This window comes from Streptomyces sp. NBC_01471 (assembly GCF_041438865.1).
GTDB lineage: Bacteria > Actinomycetota > Actinomycetes > Streptomycetales > Streptomycetaceae > Streptomyces.
In genome coordinates, this window is record NZ_CP109450.1 from 2199433 (window position 1) to 2223932 (window position 24500).

A 24500-nucleotide genomic window follows, 5' to 3' on the forward strand; every position below is an offset into this window, starting at 1 on the left:
TGCGGCCGACCACCAGGCCGGTGGTCTGAGTGACCCGGTCGCCCCACCGCTCCTCGTCCGGATACGTCAGCCGCCCGTCGGGGCCCTCGACCCCGTCGTCGACCGACCGGCCGTCCAGCAGGATCCGGTCCGCGCCGTCCTGGCCGAGGTCCTCGCCGACCTGCGAGATCAGCCCCGGGTCACCGCCGAGCGTCCCCATCGTGGCTCCCCCCCTACGCAGGGTGGGCATCCTCGGAGGCATCGCCTGCGCCACGGACTGATCGGCCTGGCGACGGCCGAGGAGGGGCCGCCTGCGCCGCGTCGGGGCAGGGGCCTGTGCCTCAGGCAGCTCGTCGCTGTCCCACTCCTCCGCGCGCGCTATCGCCTCCCTGGCGGCGGCGCGCGCCTCCTCGCGGGCGTCTTCCGCCTCCTGCCGCGGGTCGACCGGCTGCGGTCGGAGGTTGGCCGCGGGGGTCTGGCGCCGTCCGATGGCGTGGAAGGCGATACGGTCCCGCTCGTTGGCGAAGGGCCTCTGCGGCAGAGTCCCCGGGGCCTCTTCCTCCTCGGGCAGCAGGTCCGAAGGACCGGCCTGCTCCTCCCAGTTCGGGGGCTGGTCACGGTTGAGCCTTCCGCCCTTGAGCCCCAGTGGCCTCGGAGTGCCGCCTTCGCGGCGGGCCCCGGCCTCCTCCAGCAGCTCCGTGACGCGGTTGCCCGCGATCGTCTTCACCGTGTCGTGCTTCGAACCGCGCGGCACCAGGCCGGCCCGGTACTTCGCCAGGTAGTCCGCCGCCTCCGCCTGGGACGGCATCTCCACGGGGTCGAGGCCTCTGGCCACGAGCCCGGCGTTCTCCTTCTCAAGAAGCGCGTTCAGCGAATGCCACAGATCGACCTCTCCCGACAGCTCCCGGGGGGGACGCGGGATGAGGGCCGTGAAGGTGCCGTCCGCCAGGAGCAGGTGCACGGTCGGGCGGCCGGACAGAGCGTCGCGTGCGGCGTCCGGGCGCCCCGGCCGGTAGACCGCTTCGCCCTGTTCCGGGATGATCACGCGCACGTTGACACCGTGGCGGTTGGCGAAGAGCTGCGGCACGTAGTCGGAGGCGGCGTTGTCGTAGCCGGCCTCGGCGAGCCCGCCGACCTCGGCGTCGCCGCCGCGGAGCAGCTGCCGGGAGAGCAGCGTGGCCTTCTCGTCCAGTGCGAGCGGCACCTTGTGGCCGCGCCGGTTGGGCGCGAGCGGCGCCGCTTCGCCGCCCTCGCGGGGGGCGAGCCTCAGGTTGCCGTGCAGGACGCCGTCCTGCGCGAACTCACGCTGGTGACGGTCGTCCAGCCGGCCCGTCAGCCCGGCGGCGTCCAGGTCCTCGGGTACGAATGTGTCGCCGAGCTCCGGCCCGAACCAGGTCGCGGCCAGCTCCGGCTCCCGAAGGGCCTGATCGGACATCGCCGCACGTACGTGTGCGGCGACCTCTCGCGCGGTGCCGCCCGCGTACCGCCGTCCTTGCCAGTCGCCCGAGGCGTGCAGGGCGTCGAGCCCAACGGCCAGGGAGAGCGGCAGGCCCTCGCCCTTGGTCAGGTCGGGGTTCTCCGTGTCGTGCGGGTCGCGGACGTCGTAAAGAGCCCCGTCGGCGTCCGCGTAATGGGTAGGTGCCTCGGTCTGCTCGTCGCGGTGGAGTGTGCCCTTGGGCGAGTTCTCCGTCCGGCCCGCACCGCGCCGCTGGGCCTCGGTCAGCTCGGCGGTCGAACGGGTCGGTGGCAGGACGGAGGGCTCAGGCAACTGCTCGGCAACCCGCATCGCGGAATCCCGCACCCGAGCCGGGCGCAGGTCGAGGGTGATGCGGTCCGCACGGTCCTGAAGGAGGCGCGCGCCCTCGGAGCCGTCGTTGGCCGGCGGGTTGTTCCGGGCCCGCTCGTGCGCCTGGCGGCGGTCGGCGACCTCGCCGGGCAGGACACTCAGGTCACCGCCGTCGAGCAGGTGCCGCACGGTGTCCCTGGCCATCCCTGCCGCGTCGTGGTCCTGGGGCGCGGGGTTGTCTGCCATCTCCCGCAGCGCGTCGATGCGCCGGTCGAACTCCCTGAGCGTCTCACCGGCCGACGTGATGGTGCGCTCAAGCGCCTTCTGGAGATAGGCGATCTGACCGCCTCGCAGGGCCGCCAGATCCGCGTCACCGGACCGCTGGGCGGCCTCCCACTCCTGCCGCCTGCCGGACAGCGACTCCCGCAGGGCATCGGCCTTGAACAGCTCCCGCAGCAACTGGTGCTGCGGCGGGACGCGCCCGCCGGCCCAGCCGCCGCCGGGAGAAGCGGCGTTGACGGCCAGCCTCCGCAGGTCCGCATCCAGATAGCGGGGGAGGGCGGGCCCGGCCTCGTCCGGTGTGGGCGTCAGCAGGCCATCGCCGATGTCGGCGACCGGGTGCCGGGTCGTCTTCAGCGAGGACTCCACCTCGTCCGGCTTGTACAGCTCGGGCTCAGGGGTGTCACCGCGCTCGGCCGGGGTCTGCTGGTGCCATGCGAGCAGGTCCTGGGCGTTCTGCTTGGCCTGCGCGTACTGCTTGGACAACTGCTGGTCCGCGTCCCGCTGCGCCGCGTGCTCCACGAGGTGCCCGGCCAGCCGTCCGACGGCCTGCTCGTAGCGCTCGGCGAGCTCGGGCAGCCGGGCGGCCGCCTCCATCTCGTCGCCGATCCCGTCCGCCTCGGTCAGCAGCGAGTACAGGTGCTCGTAGTCCTCCTCCACCCGGATCTCGGTGTCCGACAGCGCCAGCCTGTTCGCCTGGACCTTCGCGTTCAACTCCTTGACCTGGTCGAAGGCGGTGTCCACCGCGGCCGGGAAGTTGTCGTCGTCGATCAGCCCGTACTCGCGTGCCACGTCCTTCTGCACCAGGCCGTACAGCTTCTCGTCGGCGACGAAGGTGGACGCGAAGACCTGCCCCGCCCCGAACGCCTTACCGTCCGTCTCGTCGACGGGCTTCGAACGCCCCCCGAAGAACCGGCGCACTGCGCTGAGGACCCGCGCCGACCGGCTCTTGGTGACCAGGCCCTCCACCCGTCCTTCGAGGGACACCTCGAAGATCAGCAGACGGTCCTGCGGCACGAGGCGCACCTGGTCGGCCTGATACACCGAGTACTGGTTGGCGTCGGACTCCCCGGCGTTGAACGCCGGGAGGTTGTCCCCGGTCACCGTGGACAGGCCACCACCGGTGTTGAAGGCGGGGTAGGGCGCGGCCGTGAGGTTCATGGTCATGCCCGAGCGGCCCGTGATGAACGACGTCTGGTCGATGACGCGCTTGTCGCCGAAGAGCTTGGCGTTGTCCGTCACGCCGATCACCCGTGCCGACGCGCTCTCGGCCGGTCGCAGGAGCACGGTGACCCGGCCGGCGGAGCGGCCGACGGCGGCGCCGTCGTACATGTCACCCGGCGTGTAGCCCTTCTTCCCCAGGGCCTCCTTGCCCGAGAGGATCATGGCCCGCTGCCCGATGGACTGGCGGAGCTTCTGGCGCGCGGTCTGACCCGGGCGGGTGAGCGAGGTGTGCGCGCGTACCGGCCCGTGGCGGAACAGATCCGCGAACATCGTTCGCGCCGAACGGGCTTGGGAGCCACTGCCGGTCTCGGCAGGGCTTGAAGCGGTGCCGGACTCGGAGATCCCGGAGGCGGAGGCGGGGGCGTCCGGCGTGGACACGGCCTCGGGCTCCACCCACGCGGCGGCGTGGTCGAGCACCGCGACCGCCCGCTCGAACAGTCGCTGGGTGTCGGGAGCGTTGAGGAGCATCACATCGTCGTGCGTGAGCATCTCGCCGAGCCGCTCGTGCTTCCCCGGCCCCCACTGCTGACCGGGGCCGACCGGCACGACGACGACCGGGTCGTCGGCGGTCCGCTCCCCCGGCGCGCTCCGCCGCACCCCGGAGCCGGCGGCGGGCTCAGTCGCGCCGTCCTCCGACCGGCCATGGGCGGACGTCGGATCCGAGAGGTCAGGGACGAGCAGCCACTCTCCCACCGTCCGGCGCAGGCTGCCAGCGGGCACCCGCGTCGTGACGGTCGTCCCGTCGTCCCGGATGTAGCTCAGCTCCAGGTCGTACTCACCGTCGAACTCGTCGTGGCGGCCCGAGGAGAAAAGCATCGGGTACTTGTAGGACTCCTTCACCCGCGCACTCGCCAGCGAGGAGGGCATCGAGGCCCCCGCCGCGGTGCTGACGGCGAGGCTCTCCCCCTGCGAGGAGCCGTCGGCGGCGTTCTGCTCGGTGCCGGGGAGCCCCAGCGCTGTGGTGCCCACGGTGGTGACCCGGGTGAGGCCGGCCGAACTCTCGTTCTGTTCGGACTTCGAGAACTGGTTGAAAAGGTCCGTGGCGAAGACCGGCCTACCGCGGTCCCTGAGCGGACCGCGGCGCACCAGACTGACCAAGACCTCTCCGGTCAACGGGCCGAACCCGTGGCTGCCGGCGGTCTGGTTGTCGAAGTGGCGGAAGGACCAGACTCCCGGGAAGGTCAGCTCGTCGACGGCACCCCGGAAGGCGTCGGGGTTGAAGAGGTTCTCCAACGCCTCACGCAGCCCGCCGAGGTCCCCGACTGTGGACTCCGGGAGGACGCGTCCCATGCCGCGGGCGCGCAGTGCCCGCTGGAACTCAAGCAGCGCCGGGCGCGGGTCGATCGTTCCCTGCACGTTGTACCCGACAGGGACGTCCAGCAGCGGACGCATACGGATGCTCGGGCGGATCTTCTCCAGGCCGTTGGTGATCAGGCCGCGCTCCTCGGCCTCCTGCCAGCTTGCCAGCTCCTGCCGGTCCCCCAGCTCCACAGCGACGGCCTCATGGTGCTCGGCGGCCCCGATCGCGCGGGACTTGCGGGTCACCTCCACGAGGTAGGTGGTGTTCTCGTGCGTGATCAGCACCTGACGGCCCGAGCGTTGCTCACCCGCCACCCGCCCGAAGGCCAGATTCGCCCCTTCGGTCGAAGTCCTGGTCTTGTTGTAAAGCGTCACAGAGCCGCCGGACACCAGGACACCGGGCTCCGCGTCGGGGATCGAGGAGTTCCAGGTCTTGGCGCCGGACAGGCGCAACGACAGGTCCAGGGTGTCCTGCTTGCCGGTGCCGCCGCCGGGCCGTATGTAGTGCATGGGGGCGTGTTCGTTGGAGAGCCCCCTGTCCACGACGCTGCGCGCGCTGTGGCTGCCCGGCAGCGCGCGCACCTTGATCGCGAACGTGTGGCGGAGCCCCCACCCGTAGGCGTAGACCCCACGCGAGAGGCTCCAGCCGGCGCCCAGCATGGCGTCGACCTTGGTGTCCAGGGCGCCGTCCGCCACGAGGTACTCGATGGTCTGGTTCTCGACGGTCCCGTAGTTCGGCTCCCCCTCCTGATCGGTGAAGTACCACTTCAGTACATCGGGGGCCGCCTTCCGCAGGGCGCCCGAGATGACCGCTGCGAGCGGCTTGGCGTGGCCGCTGCGCAGGTGCGTGTGGTTGCCGTGCTCCGCGTGCTGGATCGGCCGGTCGCGCAGGTCCCTGACCAGTTCCCGCGTCTCGCCGTCGGACAGGTGGAGGGGCTTTGGGCCCGTGGGGGAAGCGTGGCCCCGCTGGGAAGCCTGGCCGCGCTCCTTCCACAGCCCGCGCAGGTTCTCCGGCATGAGGATGTCGGGGAAGTAGGTTCGCGCCTGGGTCTTCAGGACCAGCGCGCCGTCGTCCTCCGGGCCCAGCGGGACAGGGGCCAGCACCTCAAGAGGGCCGCCCAGTTCGGCGCGCACGGGTCCACGGCGGAACGCCGAGCGGGTGGCCAGCCGCAGGAGCGACCGGGGGACCCGCACCCCCCACGCGTCAACGAGGAGCACCACGTCCTGGTCCCACGCATGCACACGCGGCGTGGCCCACAGCACGTACTCGCTGCCGCCCTCGCTGCCGGACTTCGCCTTCCGGGACTTGGTCCTGCTGCGGCTGAGGGTGAGGCCCCACAGGGCACGGTCGCCCGTGCCGGGGTCCTTCGGCCCCGCGTCCGCGGAACCGCTCACACTCTTCCCCTGCGAGGTCTCCGAACTCTGGCCGAACCCGGTGATGTTGTTCAGCCCCACCCCGAGTTCCTGCTCCGGCCGCAGCCCCTGCCAGCGGGCCGGTCCCCAGTACACGCCGCGGACCCGCAGGGCCAGGCCGTGCCGCCGCGTCCGGCCGGTCTTGGTGAGGACGACGTGGTGGACCTGGCCGGCCCGCAGATCCGGTATCCGCGGGTTGAGGACCACCGGGCTGACTCCGCCCGGCAGCCGGTAGTTGTTGCGCATCGAGCTGCCGGACCCGGACCACATGGAATTCCAGAGCAACTGCGGCTTCTCACGCGCCGGCAGGGGGCGGCCGCGCAGCCTGGCCCAGGCGGACCTTCGGGTGTTGCGCACCGCGACCCGCGCCCGTCGTGCGGGGGGCGCGACCGCGTGGTGGGCCCGGTTGGCGATCTTCCGCGGCTTCGACGGGTTGGCCTGGACGAACGTGCGCGTCATCGGGTTACGCCGCAGCGCGCTGCTCACCTCGGGCTCCAGCCCGGCACCCAACGGGCGCTCGTCGGGCATGGGCGTAAGGACACCCGAAGCGAAATCGCCCACCCGTGACAGCTCGTTGGACCCGCCGCCACCGCTCCGCGACCCCGACCCGCGGGAGGCGGTACGCCGAAGCCAGTCCAGCGGGGACCCCTTCGTACTCCCCGCGGAGCGGCTTCTGCTGTGGGCGGGGCGGGAGGGCGACACCCGGCCCGACGCCTGGGACTGCTGCGCCCGCGCCGTCTCGCGCACCGTCGGAGACGGCAGGCGCCCGAGGCCGGTCGTACGCGGACTCTTGCGGACTCCGAAGAGCCGGGAGCGGCTTCCCTGCTCGGGCAGCCGCAGCGGGCCGCTGAGCCGCTCGAACCCGCGGAACTGGCTGCTCTCCATGGCCGCGAAGGGGTTCTGGCCTCCCAGCGAGGGAAGCAGCGGGTCGGGGACCCCCATGCCGCGCTGCTGCTTGCGGCCGGTGTCCCAGCCACCCCACTTCCGCGCGTCACCATTGGTGACGCGCATCATGGCGTTGGCGTCGAACGTGGCGTGCTGCTCGGCCTTGTCGATGCCACGCCGCTTCAGGTGGGGCGGGGGCTCGAAGCCGGTGATGTCGTCCGGCGAGTGGAAGACGACCCGCAGCTTCACCGGGACGCGGTAGGACCCGTGCGGCCTCGGAAGCCGACGGGACCCGTTCGCCGGGGCGGTGTCCATCCGTGAGTTGATGAGGGTCGAGAAACTGGACTGGGTCGTGCTGTCGTTCCGGGCGGTGTGCAGGCCCACTTCCGCGACCAAGCTCGCACGGAGAGCCGTGAGGTTGGCCACCCAACCACCGGACACCGCGACGGACGCGCCCTTGTTGACGGCCTGTTCCAGGGCCGCCTCGTCGCTCAACTCGTTGTCGATGCGGATGATCTCGTCATAGAACGGACGGTCGAGGGTCGCGGTCGCCTCGTGGTCGTAGAGGACTTCGTAGCCGAAGTAACCGACCACTCCACCGCCGACGTAGATCGCGGGCGTCTTGATCTCGCTGAGCGTCGCGTTGGTCGTGCTCTTGCGCAGGGCGCCGGACTGGAACGCCTCAACAATCTGCCGCGTCCCCTCCTTGTCCAGAGTGAGCCCGGCGTACTTGTGGGCCACGCCCAGCGCCCAGTCGATCAGGGCAGGGGGCGGCGCGAAGGCGTCGACCGTCACCTGCTGGGGCCGTACCGACTCAGGGAACCGGATATCGCGCGGCACCCCCAGCGGGCCGGGCGGCACCTCCCGCGTCATGCTCGTGGGTACCCGCCAGTGGAAGCCGTTACGGACCCCGAGCCGCAGCACGTGCGGCGAATCGCCCGCGGAGACCAGCCGGCCGTGCTCTTCGCTCTGCACGTACGACTTGACGTCGAAGATGGCGTTGTTGACGTACAGGTGACTGTCGACGGGCCCCTTCACCCGCTCGATCCGCAGCCCGCCGCGGGTACGGGAGATCCGGAAGTTCACCTGGTTCCAACTGCCGGAGAGCCGCAGCGTGACGGTGCCGGTGAAGCCGCTCGCCGGCCACATGCTGATGGGCAGGCTGAACTTGCGATTGGAAGTGAGCTGGTTGGAACCGGACTCCTTCAGGATGAACCGTTGCCGCCGCTCGACCTTGATGTCGTAGGCGTCCTGGTAGCGGGAGTAGTCGCCGGCGTTGCGGGCACGGATGACCGCCATGTGCCAGACACCGTCGGCGCCGAGGTAGTTCAGCGCCACACCATTGCCGGTGGCGCCGGGTTCGGTGCTGTCCTCCAGCGCGTCCGGCTCCGGGATGGCGGAGAGGAAGTCCGCGGGAAGGCCCTGGAGCTTCCTCAGCAGGGTGGCACGGAACTCCGCCTCCTTCTCGGGGTGCACGTCCAGGGCGTCGACGATGGCGCCGGCCACCCGCTCGGTCTGCTGGAACGCCGGCTCCGTACCGCCGATCGTGACGGCGTGCCTGGCCAGGCTGCTCTTGTCGGGGAAGGTCTGGACGTCGCCCTCGGTGAAGGAGGGGTCCTCCTCGCCACCCGGCGTGATGCGGTAGACATCCGTGACACTGTCCGACGCCAGCCGCACGATCGGCATCGTCACCTGGCCGCCGTCGACGTTCTCCGGGGGTGCGCCGTCCTCCTCCCGGGGCGCGGTCAGAACCTCGCGGTGCAGATCACGCAGGTAGTCCAGCGCCTGGTTGCGCACGCGGCCGTCGTCCAAGGTCGACCTGTCCGACAGGAGCTGCTCGGGCGTGGCACCCTCCAGCGCGGCCTGCTGCGCCAGCCACCCGACGTGCGAGGCCCACTTCCGCTGCTCGCGCGCGGTCAGTGGCTGCGGCTCGGCCTGTTTCGGAGCCTGCTCCCCGGCCTTCTGTCCGGTCTGCTCGGGGGCCTTCTGCCCGGTCCGGTCAGACTGCTCGGGTGCCTTCTGTCCGGTCTGGTCGGAGGTCTGTTGCCGGGTCTGCTCCGGTGCCTGGTCGCCGGTCCTGGGGAGTACGGGGTATCCCTGGGCCCGCGTCCCCGGGAGCACCGGATCCGGTCGGTCGAGCTCGCGCCGCTTCTGTGTGCGGGCGTCCTCCAGGGCCTGCACACGTGCCGAGAGCGCGCCGACGCCGGCCCGCTTCCCCGAGTCCGGCGCGTCATCGGTGAGGCCCCGGAGCTGGTTCTCGTCGAGGGTGATCTCCTGGGCCGCGTCCTCTCGCAGAGCCTGGTCCATGGCGGTGAAGAGGGCCCGCACGAGAGGGTCGTTCTGGTCCAGTTCCTGGCCGGTCTCCTGGGACTGGCCGGTCTCCTCGGTCTGGTCGGCCTCCTGGGACAGGCCGGTGTCCTCGGACAGGCCGGTGCTCGGCTCCTGGGCGGCCACGGCGGGGTCCCGCTCCTGGAGCGGCCCGTCGCCATCCGCGTCCAGGACGGTGTCGGTGTCGTAGCTGTCCTCCACGTACACCGCCCCTGAGGTGTCCCGCACCTGCGAGTCCTCCTCACCGGGCAGGGCGGCGAAGCGCACCGTCTTCTTCGAGGTCGCTGTGGTCGCGGAGCCGGAGTCGTCGGCGCTGGAGGCGGGAGCCAGCAGTGAGCCCTGCCGGGCAGGCGTGCCGTTCTGCGAGGCCGAGTAGGGGATGCGCACCGCGTCCGTGTTCCGGTCCTCCGGGACCAGGTACATGCCGGTGGGCCGGGTGACCAGTGAGTACGCCGACAGCTCAGCCGGGCTCAGTCCCAGCACACCGATCGTGCGGTCCAGTTCGGGCACCAGTCCCACCTGGCCGGTGTCGCCCCGCAGCAGGAAGTTTCCGGAGCCGTGGAAGAAGTCGTCGCCGTGGCGCAGCCAGAAGCCGGACAGCACGTGCCCGGAAGGCAGCTCGATGTCACCGTTGCCGCGCACGGTGTACGACTGCTCTTCCGTTCCCCCGGGGCTCGGCCGGGACCAGGTGAACCGCTGCTCCGGATCGCTTGATGTGGTGTCCACCGCCCCCAGACGGACCGTGTCCAACTGGCGCCGCACGGGCATGGCGTCCAGGTCGACAGTGGTGAAGGGAGCCGGTTCCGCGTACTCGCCGGCCCCCTCGGTCACATGGCCGGACTTCCAGCCGGTGTCCCTGGCGGTCTTCACCGGCGCGTGGCCGCCGGTGACACCGGTGCTGTTCCCGGTGCTGTTCCCCGTGCTGTTGCGGGGTCCCGGCAGCGTGGCGGTGACCCGCTGGGGGGTGGCGTCGTAGGCGAGGGCGGGTGTGTGGCGGGCGGACCGCGTGGAGCGCACCAGTTTCCGCAGCCGCGATCCCCACCTGGAGCGAATCCGGGCGACGGTACCCAGCGCGGGAGGCGCTGTGGTGGGCGTGGACGCGGTCGTTGGCTCGTCGCCGAGGTCCTCCGTGAACCTGGAGGCGCGCGGGGCCTTCCTGCCGAGCGGCACGTCCGTGGTCGTGGTCGCGGTCGTGGACTCGTCGCCGAGGCCGCCCGGCTCCTCCGACGGGGCCTCGTCCGCGAGTGCGTCCTGAGTCACCCGCTCAACGTCGAACAGCTCGTCGAGGCTCGACTCCTCCCGCGAGGGCGGGACGACGGTCTCGGCCTGCGGGGCCCCGCTCGTGCGCGCGTCCTCGTCAGGGGCGAACAGCTCCATGAACGGCGCGGTCCGGTTGACCGCGTCGTTCTGCGGGACCTCCGTCGTGGCCGTGTGGCCGTCAGGCTCCAGCAGCTCCGTGAACCGCGATTGCCGAACCGTCCGGCTGGGCGTCTCGGCGGCGCGCGTGGTCTCCTCCGGCTTCCACCCGCCGTCCGAGGCGGTCTTGACCGGGGGCGGGACGGCGGTGGATGGCGCGGCGGTGTTGCGGGTGCCCGGCAGCGTGGCGGCGGCCCGGGGCGAGGCCTCGTGGGAAAGGCCGGGGACGGCGACCTGATGCGGCGTCGTGGTGGTGTGGAACAGTCCCTGTCGTGCCCCGTCCCGAAGACGGGCCCGCAGGCCCGCGGGCGCGATGAGTGTCCGGTTCGGCTGGTGCGCGGCCAGGAGCTGGGCCGGCGGGTCGATCGGCGTCCCCTCGGGGTCGAGGGTGATGGACATGAACTGGTTGCCGACGTACAGGGGGCGCTCGCTGACCCGCCGGTGCTGCGCGTCGATCCAGTAGACGGTCTCCTGGTAGTTGACCCCGTTGATGGCGTGCACGGAGCCGTGTTCGAACCGGAAGGCGACGTTGGCGACGGAGCCGTGCCCGCCCTTCCGGAGCCGCTCGCCGATGTTCTCCCAAGCGGTGGCCGCGCTCTCGGTCCGCCAGCCGGTTTTCAGCAACTCCGCCGTGCGGCGCGGCGCGTCCGTCTCCACCGCAAGCCCGCCCTGCGGCCCGGGAGCCTGCACGGGGGCGGCCACGGTCGGCAGTCCGTACCAGTTGGCGAGGAAGGTACGCGCGACCTCCTGGCAGTTGTAGAGCCTGGCCGGGTCGGAGTTCGAGCCGTTGATCCGCTGAACCCAGCTCGCCACACCGAGGTCGGAGAGGAAGGTGTTGCGGATGCGTGCCCGGTTCAGAGCCCGGATCGGTCCGGCCACCGCGTAGGTACCGCTCCGCGGGTCGGGGAATCGCTCGGGGACACCGCCCCTGGTGGGGAAGACCTTTCTCAGGCGCTCGACGTCGGCGGCCGAGGGACGGGCGAGCCCGCCTCGCTCGACGTCGTACGGTCGAATCTGCTCAAGATTCTGCAGGGCCTCGGGGACGTCCGTCCGCGCCCGTGAAATCGAACCGAGTGACCGCTCGGGGGCGCCCGGGGAAGAGTCCTGGTCGCCGCCGACGCGGTCGGAACCCGTACCGGTGAGTTCCGCCAAGGGGGCGAACGCCCCTCTGGTTCCGGGCAGCGGCGGCAGCGTGCGGGTGAGGTCGGCGAGAGCGTCCGCGGTCGGTGTGCCGGCCTCCTGCGGCGCCTCCAGGGAGGTGGCGGAGGCGGCGTCGGAGTCCGAGAAGACGGTGTCGATGGTGTCCGAAAGGCCACCGAGGTTGTCCACGGACTCCGTCAGAACGCCGGGCCACGGCAGATACACCGCTGACGCCGACGGCTCCGGCGTGACCAGATCCGCCTTCACCGGCACCAGGAACAACCCACCCGCCTCGGCGGGCTCGTCGCCCACCGCCGACTTGGGGGGCACCGGGCGCAGCACGTACGACGGAACTCCGGGGGCCGACACCAGTACGTCGTCCGTGATCGGAACCTCGGTGAAGTCGATCTCACCGGTATCCGCGCGCAACCGCGCTCCGCCGTCGTGCACGAAGTCCAGGCCCTGCCTGTTCCATCCGTGCGCGCCGAGCACACGCCCGTCGGGGCGCGTGATATCGCCGCCAGTACCTATCTCATAGCGCACCGGCGCCGGCTGCTGAGCTGTACTCGGCCCCGCCGACCCCTCCGGCGGCTGCTCCACCGGCTGTTCCACCACGAACGGCCCAGCCGGCACTCCCTGCCGCACCTCGGGCACCAGCCCCACAGGCAACTCGACGACCCCGCCATGCGGCCTTCCACCGGGCGCCCCACCACGCCGACGGGTCGGCTGACCGTCCACGATGGTCTGCGCGATCGCCTCACCCCGAGCACGCATCGGCTGACGGAGAATCCAGCCGTCCAGCCCCGCATGCAACCGCACCACCTCATCCGGCGACGGCTGATACCGAACACCCGGCAGCAACCGGACCAACTCCCGCCGGACCTCCGGCAGCAAAAACCCGAGATCCTCCCGGCTCAACCCACCCGCCGGCACACCACCAAAACCCGCACCAGAACCCAACTGAAGACCAGGACCCCGACGCAACCCCACAACCTCAGCCGCAGCAAACGCACCCGGATTCCACTGAATCCCCAGCACATTCCCATCACCATCAAAAAGAGTCACCCTGGAAATAAACTCCGGACGAATACCCTTCCAGAAAGCAACCTCCTGCTGCGCCGGATACGCATGCAAAGGAAGACTCGCCAAAAAATCATACCCACCCGGCGCATCAATATGATACCGATACGTGACACCACCCTGCACCGACCACGCAGGACGAGGACCCTCCTCACCGAACACACCATCACGCGTCGTACTCACCAACGCCGTATGAATATGGTCAGCCTGATAAGCCCGAATACTCACAGGCCGCTTACCATTATGCGGCCGGAAACCCTCAACAAAAATTATCCCCGGCCCACGGGTATCCCACCGGAACAACGGCTCCAAATCCGTACGATAAGCAACCCGAACCGCCCCGGCCCCCGTAACCGGATCACCCGCAAGCTCCCCTACCCGCGCAACAGGAAGATCCTCAGGCCGCGGCCCATACTCACTCTCCCCAAAACCAACCACAGGCTGCGGAACAAAAGAAGTCTCCCGAGCAAACCGCTGATACTCCTCCCGGAAAAACTCCGCACCCGACTCATTCTCATCATCCGACGGATACCACTCACTCTCCACCGAAGGAGAACGAGAAAAAGCAGGACGCCCCGAAGGACCAGCATTTGACTGACCCGCATCCGAAGGACCGAACAGACCAGCACCCCACACCTCACCGGGCGCCCCACCACGCCGACGGGTCGGCTGACCGTCCACGATGGTCTGCGCGATCGCCTCACCCTGAACACGCATCGGCTGACGGAGAATCCAGCCGTCCAGCCCCGCATGCAACCGCACCACCTCATCCGGCGACGGCTGATACCGAACACCCGGCAGCAACCGGACCAACTCCCGCCGGACCTCCGGCAGCAAAAACCCGAGATCCTCCCGGCTCAACCCACCCGCCGGCACACCACCAAAACCCGCACCAGAACCCAACTGAAGACCAGGACCCCGACGCAACCCCACAACCTCAGCCGCAGCAAACGCACCCGGATTCCACTGAATCCCCAGCACATTCCCATCACCATCAAAAAGAGTCACCCTGGAAATAAACTCCGGACGAATACCCTTCCAGAAAGCAACCTCCTGCTGCGCCGGATACGCATGCAAAGGAAGACTCGCCAAAAAATCATACCCACCCGGCGCATCAATATGATACCGATACGTGACACCACCCTGCACCGACCACGCAGGACGAGGACCCTCCTCACCGAACACACCATCACGCGTCGTACTCACCAACGCCGTATGAATATGGTCAGCCTGATAAGCCCGAATACTCACAGGCCGCTTACCATTATGCGGCCGGAAACCCTCAACAAAAATTATCCCCGGCCCACGGGTATCCCACCGGAACAACGGCTCCAAATCCGTACGATAAGCAACCCGAACCGCCCCGGCCCCCGTAACCGGATCACCCGCAAGCTCCCCTACCCGCGCAACAGGAAGATCCTCAGGCCGCGGCCCATACTCACTCTCCCCAAAACCAACCACAGGCTGCGGAACAAAAGAAGTCTCCCGAGCAAACCGCTGATACTCCTCCCGGAAAAACTCCGCACCCGACTCATTCTCATCATCCGACGGATACCACTCACTCTCCACCGAAGGAGAACGAGAAAAAGCAGGACGCCCCGAAGGACCAGCATTTGACGGACCCGCATCCGAAGGACCGAACAGACCAGCACCCCACACCTCACCGGGCGCCCCACCACGCAGCAGGCCGGAGAACCACGGCCGGGCCTCGCGGCCACCCCGAGCCTCGATCTCGCGCTGGACCAGGCCCTGCGCGATGCCTTCCCCCAACTGACGGGGCGAAAGGTGCGCGGTACCGAACGGGCGAACGTCATACCACTGCCGCAACTCCTCCGGACTCGGCAGATCCACCTGCCCAGCCCCATGGTGCAGCCGCGCCAACTCGGCGTTCATCGCGTCCAGCATCACGTCTTCCGGCGGTCGCTCCACCACCACGCGACCGGGCGACGGCAGACTCTGGTCCCCAGGCGCGGACGGGTCGTCGAAGACATCGCCGATGGCGTCCTCGATGGAGTCCGAGGTCTGCTCGGCCGGGGCCTCGGAGACGGCCTCGTCCTGGTCCTGGCCTTCCGCCCGGGCGGCGGCCCGGCCGGCTGAGAAGGCGTCAGTGGTGGCCGCCTCCCGCTGCGCCCACGCGTCGGAGAGGGTGCGGGGCGCCCACAGCTTGCGGGCGCCCAGCCAGTCGTCGGGGAAGTTGTCGGCGATGTCCTTCAGACGGTCCGCCGCCATGGCACGGTCGCCCAGCAGCGTCGTGAACCCCTGTCCCGCCGCGTGCAGCGCGGCGCCCTCCTCGACCTCGAAGGTGAGGTGGTCGGGAAGGAGAGAGGCCATGTCGTGCAGTGCGGCGCTCCACGGCCCGGTCTTGGCCGACAGTTCGCGCAGCGGGAAGAGCCCCTGGCCGATGACGGAGGCGAAGGCGGTCTCCACGCGCTCCTCGTGCCCCTCGCGAGCCCGCGCGATCGCGTCCGGGGTGAGGACGCTGAACGGCTGAGCCTCCTGCCAGTCGGCCAAGGTGTCGTTGAAGACGCGCTGGCCCTGTTCCTTGGCCACCTGCCAGGTGGACTCGCGGAGGATACGCGCGCTGAGCTGCTCCTGCCCGGTCAGCTCCCGCAGGGCCTCGTGGAAGGCCTTCATCCGGCCGCCGCGGCCGGCGGGGCCGAACTCGTTGTCCTCGAAGTGGTCCTCGTACAGGTCGAGGGCGTCACGGGCCAGGCCCATCCGTACACGGTCGCGGACGCCGGCGGTCAAGGGAGCGCCGGTGAGATCGCCGAGGCGCGAGGAGGATGTGTCGCTCTCGCCATGCTGCTGCTGCCAGGAGTCCAGTGCCTCGCCGGACCGCTCCCTGGCGTCGCGCACGAGGTGTTCGCGGATCGCCTGGTGGGCGACGCGCTCCGGCAGCCCGCCGAGCACCGTGTCGGCCTGCTCGTGCCAGGCGTCCAGGCGCCTGGTCTGCGTCCGGCCGCTGTCGTCGGCGAAGATGTCGTCGTACATGCCGCGGAACGCCTCGTCCAGCGTGGCCCCCGCCTCGGCCCGCAGCAAGTCCCAGCTCTCCGGGGCGAGGTGCAGGCCGCTCGCGTCGAACCGCGAAGGTCCCACCGCGTCGCGGCCGGCCGCCGTCCGCTCGTGCGTCTCGGCCTCGAACGCGGCGAACTGGGCGTGAGCGTAGGCGTTGAGGTGCTCCTGCGGCCGCTGCGCGATGTCCCTCAGGCTTTGGTCTACGCGCTCCCGCGTCTGTTCGTAGGCGACACGCGCGGCCAGCGCGTGCTTCGCCCAGCCGAGTGCCTGGCGCCACTTCCGCGTGCCGAGGTCCAGGGAGTCCCGCAGGTTGTCGCGGAGCCCGGGGCCGGCGGGCAGCGTCTGCGCCACGGCGCTGGAGAGACGTTCTTCGAGCAGGGGCCACACATGGGCCGCCGCTGCCGCGAAGACCGGGTCCTGCTCCTCGCCGTGACCGGACGCGGCCAGCGCGTCGACGGCGCCCCGCGCACGGTCCAGCGCCTTCTGCCGCACGCCCGCGCGGAGGAACGCGTCGGCCAGGTTCTCGCGCGTATCGGGGCCACTGGTCTTGTCGAGAGCCTCCTGCGCGTCGCCCAGGATGGCGTCGAAGGTCTGGCGCGCGCGGTCCAGGACCGTCTGCCGCACCCCCTCACGGGTGAACGCGTCGGTCAGCCTCCCCGGCAGGTCCTGGGTGTCGTCGGCCCCGGTGAACACCTCCCTGGCACGGTCGTCGAGAGTGCTCCGGCGCACCTGGTCCCTGAGGCCCTCGGGCAGCCGCTGCCCTTCGAGTCCCGCGGCCCAGGCCAGGTAGGCGGTGTTGAAGGCGAGCTGCTGGTCGTCGGAGAGTTCGAACGGGTCTTCCTGCGGCGCCGTCTGCTCGACCACCCCGTCCTCGGTGGCAATCAGCCGGGCGGCCTCCTGCTCGTCGCTGAAGCCCTTGGCCGCCTGCTCCATTTCGGCGTCGTACTTGCCGTAGATCCTGATCTGCTCGTCCTGCCACGCGGCGTTCCGCCAGTCACCGGCGTCGATACGCGAGGGGGCCGGTACGAGTGCGGGCCGCCGTCCTGTGGTGTCCTCGCTCCGCCACGCCTCCGCCTGCTCCGCGGTCTTCTCCGCCAGCCGGGCCTTCACGTAGTCGTCGCGCAGCTCGCGGTTCCTGTCCGCCATCCAGTCATGCGTCTCGGGCAGCTCAGGGACCGTCCCGGTCGCCGCCGAATCGGCCGTGAGACCGGAGAATTCCTGGTGGACGAGGCCGCGGGTGCGTGCGGCCCTGCGCAGGGCGGCGAGCTGCCGCTCGAAGTCCGCGGACAGTCCGTCCCAGGCGCGCGGCCCCATCTGGCGCAAGCCCTCGGTGAACTCATCAAGGAGGGCTTGGCGCTCCTTCTTGTACCAAAGCATCACCTCCGGGTGCCAGTCGTCCGGAGAGGTGAAGTCCGCGATCTGCTTCAGCTTCCGGTCGAATTCACCGCCGGTGCGGGCCTGCGCCATGAGGTCCAGTGCGTTGCGTCGAAGATCCTGGCCGAGGCGGTCCCGCACCTCTTGGACCCGCTCCTCCTGGGACCGCTCCTCCTGGGCCTCTTCCGCGGCGGCGTTCGGGGCCTGGTCCCGCTCCTGTCCCTGGACATCCTCGGGAGCCCGGTCCGATGCCTGGGCCTGGGCCTGCCCCTGGGTTTCGGCCGGGGCCTCGGTCTGGGCCTGGGCGTCGTCGTGGGCCGTCTCCTCGATGGCGGGCTGCCGCGCGTCGGCGGTGTCCTGGCCCGCCGCGTTCCAGTCCCCGATGAAGTCCTGCTCCATCCGGCCCACTTGGTGCCGGTACCAGTCGATGGCCTTGCGGTCCCCCTGCATCGTGCCCAGGGCGATGTTCGAGGCGCCGTCGTTGCCGTACAGGCGGGTGGCCGACTCGAACGCCGACTTCGCGGCGTGGTCGGCACTCCAGTCCTGGTACGCCTGCTCGTAGCGCGTGCGGAAATCCGCGACGACCTCGTCCAGCGGGCCGTTCTCCGTGGCCTGCCGACCGTCGTTCTCCGCGGCCTGCCGCGCCCCTGCCGCCTCGGCGGCCCGTGGCACCGCGGCGGCCATGAAATCGTCCTCAAGCTGCTTGGCTTGAGGGGTCTCCGAGAACCATCCCCCGTGGAAGGAAGGCCTCGACCACGTCACAGACTCGACGTGATCCTCGAAGGCCAGCTGGGCCACGCCCTGGGCCAGCCGTTCCTGCTGCGCTGCCTTGAGCTGGTCCTCGATCCGCGCGGTCAGCTCGTCGAGGCCGGTGTCCTGCCCCTGCTCCATCGAGGCGTCGGCGAACCACTCGCGGACCTTGTCCGCCGGACCGGGCAGGCCGGAGAGGTCGGGGTGGGTCCCCAGGAACGCGTCGAACCTGCGATACGCCTCGTCCCGCTGGGCGGCGGACGCACGCACGTCGTCCAGCGCGGTCGCGGTCTCGGTCTGGACGGGCGAGGGGTCCTGTTCCCGCTCCCGCTCTCCCCCGAGTTCCCGCTCCCCGCCGAGTTCCCGCTCTCCCCCGAAGTCCGACTCGGTCTCGTCGGCGTGCGTCCGGGTGGCGGTGGGTACGGCCTCCGGCTCGCTCGTCCCCGGCCCGGCCGTGGCGTGCTCCCGCACCCCTTCGGACTCATGTCCTGCGGACGTGGGCGCTTCCGCCTGGTCCGCGTGCCCCTCCGGAGCGTCCTCCACCGTCGGCGACCGGTAACCCTGCCGGTCGCCCGACGCGGAAGCCCCCTCCGTGGCGTGGGCCTCGCCCGTGGCGGGTACCTCACCCTTGGCGTGCGCCTCACCCGTAGCGTTCGCCTCGCCCGTGGCGTGGGCCTCATCGCCGGTGCCCGACAGCGCCTCCGCCTTCTGCCGCGCGTCGTTGCCGAGCGCCTCGTAGGCCGCCCGGTTGTTGGTGGCGACCGGCTCCTGGGGAAGCTCCCTGGGCGGCGGCTCGGGTGTCCGCTCGGCCATCATGAGCTGGTCGCCGAGAAGGGCGTCACCGGGCTCGTCCCTCGTCGCCCCCCGGCCCTCCGGTTCGCGGCTGCCCCTGGCGGGTACGCCGTCGCCCGCGCGGGCGCCTGATCCGGTCGGGGTGCCCGCCGGGTGCGAGCCCCCTGCGGGGCCCGCGGGTCCCGCGCCCCCCGGCATATCCGATGGGGCGCCTGGCATATCCGATGGGGCGTCGTCGTCGGAACGTCCGCCGGGCGGGCCCGAGAGGTCCTTGTCCTTCAGAAGGTCGTCGAGACTCAGCAACTGCGAGACATCAGTTTTGCCGGGGGAATCGGGGCTGCCGTCCCCGCGGTCCTCGTTCCCGAGGCCCTCGTCGACGATGCGGTCCAGCCGGCCGTCATCCGGTCGGTCGACGCGCTGGCTCAACTCCACGTTGAGCGCCTGGATGTGCTCCCGTTCGGTGAGAGCGGCATCCAGCTGCTCCCGCAGCTCGTCGATGCGGCTGCGCATCTCGGCGGCCGTCCCGGACTCGGGGTCCGGCCGCCGCGCCGGCGGCGCATCGATGTCGCGCCCGGCGCCGACGCCCTCGGCGTCCGCGCCCGTGTCACGCGACCCGGGCCGCATCATGTCTTTCAGTAGCGCTTCGTTCCGCTTGGCCTGCAACTCGTCGATTTCTCCACGCAGTTGCCCGACGCGCTCCAGGCGGGCCTTCTCGCGGCCGGCCAGGTGGTCCTCCAGCGCGTCATTCCTGCGCACCGCCTCCGCACTGTCCGGCGCGTCACGCAACTCCTGATGCAGCTGTGCCGTGCGCGCGTCGCCCGTCCCCTCGCCGAGGGCGTTCAGACGCTCGGCCAGTTCCTCTCCACTCGGCGGCGCCTCGCGCTCTCCGTCGGGCCGCAAGCGATCCAGCCGCCCCTGGAGGCCCTGGTCCATCCGGTACTCGTGCAGTTCCTCCTGCGCGCGGGCCGCGTCCGCCGCGTCGTCCCCGTCTATCCGTTTCTGCAGCCCCTTCGCGTGATCGTCCTGGTCGCCCTTGAACGTGTCGAGACGAGCCCGCAGGTCGTCCTCGGAAGGCAGGGCATGCCCGCTTCCAGGACCGGCCTCCTCCGCCTCGTCAGCGAGGATGCTGTCCAGGCGGTCCTGCAACTCCCGTTCTGTGCGGTGCTGTTCGAGCTGCTCCATCGCCCGCGCCGCCTGCTCCGGGGTGGCGGCGTTCTCGACCCTGCGCAGCAGCGCCGTCTCCACCTCATCGGTGGAGGCCCCGCGAAACCCGTCGAACCTGTCCTGTATCGCGGCGTCGTCCAGGAGCTCGTTCAGCTCGGAGTCGATGTCCCGTGCCCTACGTGGGTCCGAGGTCTGCGCCAGCTCACGCCGCAGGTTCTCCAGTGTGGCGTCGTACGGCTGCGCCGCGTCCCTGCCGGTCAAGACCTCGGCAGGGAGCTGCTGCTCGACGAAGTTGGTGTAGTCGCGCAGGTTTACGTCCGTCTGGTCCCGGTCTTCGCCACGCCGTGCCTCCTGGACGGCGTCGACCTTCGCCTGCCACTCCGCACGGTCCACACCAAGCTCTTCGAAACGGTCGAAACCGCGCTCGACGTGGCTGTCGAAGGCCTTCAGGCGCTGGTTGAGCACGTGCGCGCCGGTCGTATGCCGGAACGCGGACAGGCGCTCGACCACCGAGGTCCACTGTCTGTTGGCGATCGCCTCGTCGATGGCGTCGGTGAATTCGCGACGCATGTCGCGGGACATCCCGGACTCCCTGGCCACCTCGGCCAGAGCCTCCGACCGCTGAGCCAGCCCCTCCCCCACCCTGGCCGGTGGGGTGCTAGGCACGGCGGGAGCGTCCCGCACCGGATTGCTCGCGTTGGGATCATGAGCCGGTGCGTCAGGGGCCGCGAGCCCCTCAAGCGGTTCGTCCCCCGCGACCGAGCTGGCCGGCGTGTCCGCTCGCCGTCCGGCGGACTCCGCGTCGTCGGACGCCCTGGATCCCAGGGAACTCGGCGCCGTGCTCTCGGTGCTCTCGGAGTTCACCGACAGCTCGTCGTCCTGCGGCCTGCGGACCCCGGAGCCGGTCGCCGAACGGGTCTGCCGTGCCCGCTCGCTCCCACCGGACTCCGGCCGCTGACCGGTGGAGCCGACCGTGCTCGCCTCGGACGCACCGGACCTCGTGGAGCCCTGTGCCGGGCCCTCGGCGCTCACCGGCGGCCGGTCCGAAGACAGCCTGGGAGCTTCGGACCCGGTCACCGGACGAGACATGCCGGTACGCCCGGACGCGCCACTGGGCGCCTCCCGCTCCAGGCCCTGCCCGGGGAGCCGTACGCCACCGGCGCCGGTCGTGGTCTCCCGCGCGCCGTTCGTGGACGGGCCGCCCGCGGACGCGCCCGGCGCATCCGTGGACCGAACTCCACCCGGCGCATCCGTGGACCGGATTCCGCCCGGTACGGCGGTCGACGGGCTGCCGCCGCCCCGCGTCACCGGCGACGCGACCGGCTGCCACGGGCCGCCCGACTCGTCGAAGCCGGGGTAGCGCTTGACCTGGTGTCCACCAGTCGCTTCGGTGACATCCTCCGCGGGACGCTCCCGGGCGGTCGGCCCGGTTCCCCTCGGCGCCGTCTCGGCGGGACGTGAGGAGCCCCCGGTACCGACGGGCGCGCCCATGCCCCCGCCGGACTCGCCGCCTTCCTCCCGATGCGTGCCCTGGCCCCCGGACCGCGAGGACTGGTCCGCCACACTCTGGCCCGGCCCGTCATGAACCTGACGCGCACCCTCACCCTCACCGGACCCGCCACGCACCCCCTGCGGACCGCCCTGGTCCGCCCCATCGACCGGCCGCGCGTTCTGCGAGCCGCCGTCGGCCGGCACATCCCGTACCGGCCCCTGCGCCCCACCCTCGCCCGGTACGTCCTGGTGCGAGGGCCGCACCGGTTCCCCGGCGCTCGGGTCCGACCCACCACGGTCAGTGCCCCCGGACGTGACACCCTGGCCCGCCCCGTCGTGGACCCGCTCGCCCACCTCGTGCGAGGGCTGCGGGGCCTCGGCGCCCCTGCCATCGTTCGTGACGGCGTTCTGCTCCGGCGCGGACGGGTGCTGCGAGGGCCTGTCGAACCCGGCCAGCCCCTCATGGCCGGACTGCGGTGTCGACTCCTCGAAGTTCAGGCCGCGCTCGCCCTGCGGCGCGTCGGCGTGCTGGGCGCCCTCCAGCCACGAGTCCAGCCGGCCACTCTGCGGACCCGGGACCCCGGCCAGGTTGTCCGGGGTCAACGACGCTTCGCCGGAAACCCGCCCGCTGCCCGACGGCGCGTCGGTGCCGGACATGCCGGGCACCTCACGGACGTTCGGCGTCCCTTCGTCGCTGCTGAGCCTCGATACCTCGGAAAGGTTGTCGGCACCGCTCCTGCCCGGCAGGGAAGGGACGCTCGACTCCCCCGACTCGCTCGCTGTGCCCTCGCGCGTCCCGGCCCCTCGCTGGCCGCCGGAACCGCCCGAGGATGAGCCGCTCGATGTCGAGAGACCGTCCCTGGTGGCCGAGTAGCCGCCCGACACAGCCGTACCGGAGGACGACTCCGAGCCCGTACCGCGCGACGAGGAGGGCCCTTCCGCGGACAAGCCGTCCCCGGTGTCCCGCAGCAGCGGCGTCCGGCTGTCGCCGGAGAACGCCGACGGGCTGTATCCGGAACCGCGCGACGATGTGGGCGCGTCCACGGAGAAGCCGTCGCTCCCGCCGCCGTCCCTGCCCAGCAGGGGCGTCCGGCTGTCGCCTGAGAACCCCGACGAGCTGTACCGACGACCGTCCCCTCCGGCCGACTTCGACGGCCCGCCACGCACCGAACCGTCGTCGCCGCCCAGCTCCCAGTAACCGTTGCGGATCTTCGGACCGCGGTTGACCAGCCCGATGTCCTTGAAGCCACCCTTGCCCGACCCGGCCCCCAGATCGGGCAGTTCGAGCGACGGCGGGTTCCTGAAGTTGCCGAAGTACGAACGGACGCCGCCGTACTTGGCGTTGAAGTTGGCCTTCGCCGTCGGGATGTGGCCGATCGCACCACCCACCGCACCCGCCAGGAAACCCAGCAGGGGTGAACCCTCCATGTCGAACGCCGCATCGGTGGCCGCCATGCCGGCCGCGCCGCCGATACCACCCACGAGCATCTTGCCCAGCAGCGTGCCGATGACCTTCTGGCCAATCTTGCTCAGGCCCGCCCCGGCGAAGAGACCACCCGTGATCGCACCATTGATCGCGCCGGCCCCGGCGGCGATGCCAACTTCCTTCCAGTCCAGCGAATGACGCCGGTGCAGGGCGAACTGGATGCCCTGGATTCCCAGCGACAATCCCGCACCGACCGCGGCGTTGACCCCGGTCGCCATCAACAGGCGCCGCAGGATCATGCCGATCGCCAGCCGGCCCTGGGCGTAGATCTCCGGCAGGGCCTCCGGGGCCCACCAGGCGAAGAAGGCGATCTCAGCCGCCATCCACCCCAGCATCGCCAAGATCATGATCTTGGAGTACTGCACGTTCAGCGCGAACTCGTCCAGGTTGTTGCCGAGTTCCTCCGACGCGTCCGCGACCTTGTCGTAGTTGTCGGCCATCTTCTGGAGATAGGCCTCGAACTGCTCCGACGTACCACCGGTGACACCGGCCTTGAAGTCCGCCAGCACTTCCCTGGTCGCCGCCGCGGCAGCGCGCATGTCCGCGGCGTAGTCCTTGTGGCGTTGGGAAAGATCCCAGCACTTGTCCTCGTCGGCCTCGGGCCACTCACCGCCCGCGAGATCGGCGACCCACTTCAGCGCATCCGGCATCATGATGCTCACGCCGACGCACCCCCCATCGGCAAGGCATGCGACGACACAGGCCCGGAGGGCAGCAGGACAGGACCGAAGAGGACAGGACCGAACATGATTAGGAGAGCTCCTCCGCAGGACCCTGCGGCGTCCCGCCGTCTGCCGAGGTCTTCGGCTCCGCGACCGGCAGGATGTCGTCCAGCGCCCCCAGCCAATCGTCCTCGTCGTGCACCACGCCGGCGGCCGCGACCGCCTCCCGCAGCGTCCCCGGCTCCACCGTCATGCTCACAGGACCGGAGGCGTTGAGGTAGATCACGTGGTTCTCCGGCAACCGGTCGAGCAGCTCGGTGGCCCGCATGGTCCGGAAGGACAGCCGCCCCGCGGTGTGCAGGTGGTGGGGAGAGGTGAAGACGGGCACGATGGCGGACTCGTCGTCCGGCGACACCGCGGAAAGCAGACCGCCGCCGGGCGCGACGAACACCGCCACCTCCGCGGACGCCAGCTCCCGCGTCACCGCGCCCCCCGGGCCGTAACCGGTCGCCGCTAGTTGCAGCGCGGCGTCCACCGGGTCCTTGGGGGAGGTCCAGCCGAGCGCGACGGGCGAAGGGCGGTACTCCTCGTTGTCACGCCACTCGACGACCTCGCCGCGAGCGTCCGAACGCCACTGGCCGGCCAGCGCCCACACCGGCGGGGCGCCCTCGCCCGACCAGGTCGGGTCGATCATGCCGAACCAGTGGTCCGGGGCCGACCTGGCGGCCTCCCGCACGTGGTCCGGAACTGGAGGCATCCCGTCATCGGCGCGCGCCTCGTCCACCGCACCGGCGGACGCGCCGCGCGCGTCCCTGGACGCACGCCGCCCTGGACCCGCGGCGGATGCCCTGTCCTCCGCCGTGACCGGCACCATGGGGATGGCCGTAGGGGCGGCGGTTCGTGCGACCGCCGCCTCCTCGGATGCGCTGCTCATCGC

2 protein-coding genes (1 of these 2 running past the window's edge) are annotated in these 24500 nt (G+C 70.9%); both read right to left on the reverse strand.

What is annotated here, in order from left to right:
* A protein-coding gene (locus tag OG285_RS09510) for a toxin glutamine deamidase domain-containing protein (protein WP_371793490.1) crosses the window boundary here: on the reverse strand, positions 1-23554 show its start. The gene continues 31481 nt to the left of window position 1, outside the view; 23554 of the gene's 55035 nt are visible here — the first part of the coding sequence; it begins with the start codon at positions 23552-23554; its stop codon lies off the left edge, out of view.
* A 97-nt stretch (positions 23555-23651) separates the two neighbouring features.
* Positions 23652-24497 (reverse strand): type VII secretion system-associated protein, encoded by an 846-nt coding sequence (locus OG285_RS09515; RefSeq protein ID WP_371790730.1) that lies wholly within the window; start codon positions 24495-24497, stop codon positions 23652-23654.
* Between the last annotated feature and the right edge of the window lie 3 nt (positions 24498-24500).

Excerpts from the sequence above, each read along its gene's own strand:
- OG285_RS09515 (WP_371790730.1), bottom strand. The coding sequence starts at position 24,497 with ATGAGCAGCGCATCCGAGGAGGCGGCGGTCGCACGAACCGCCGCCCCT.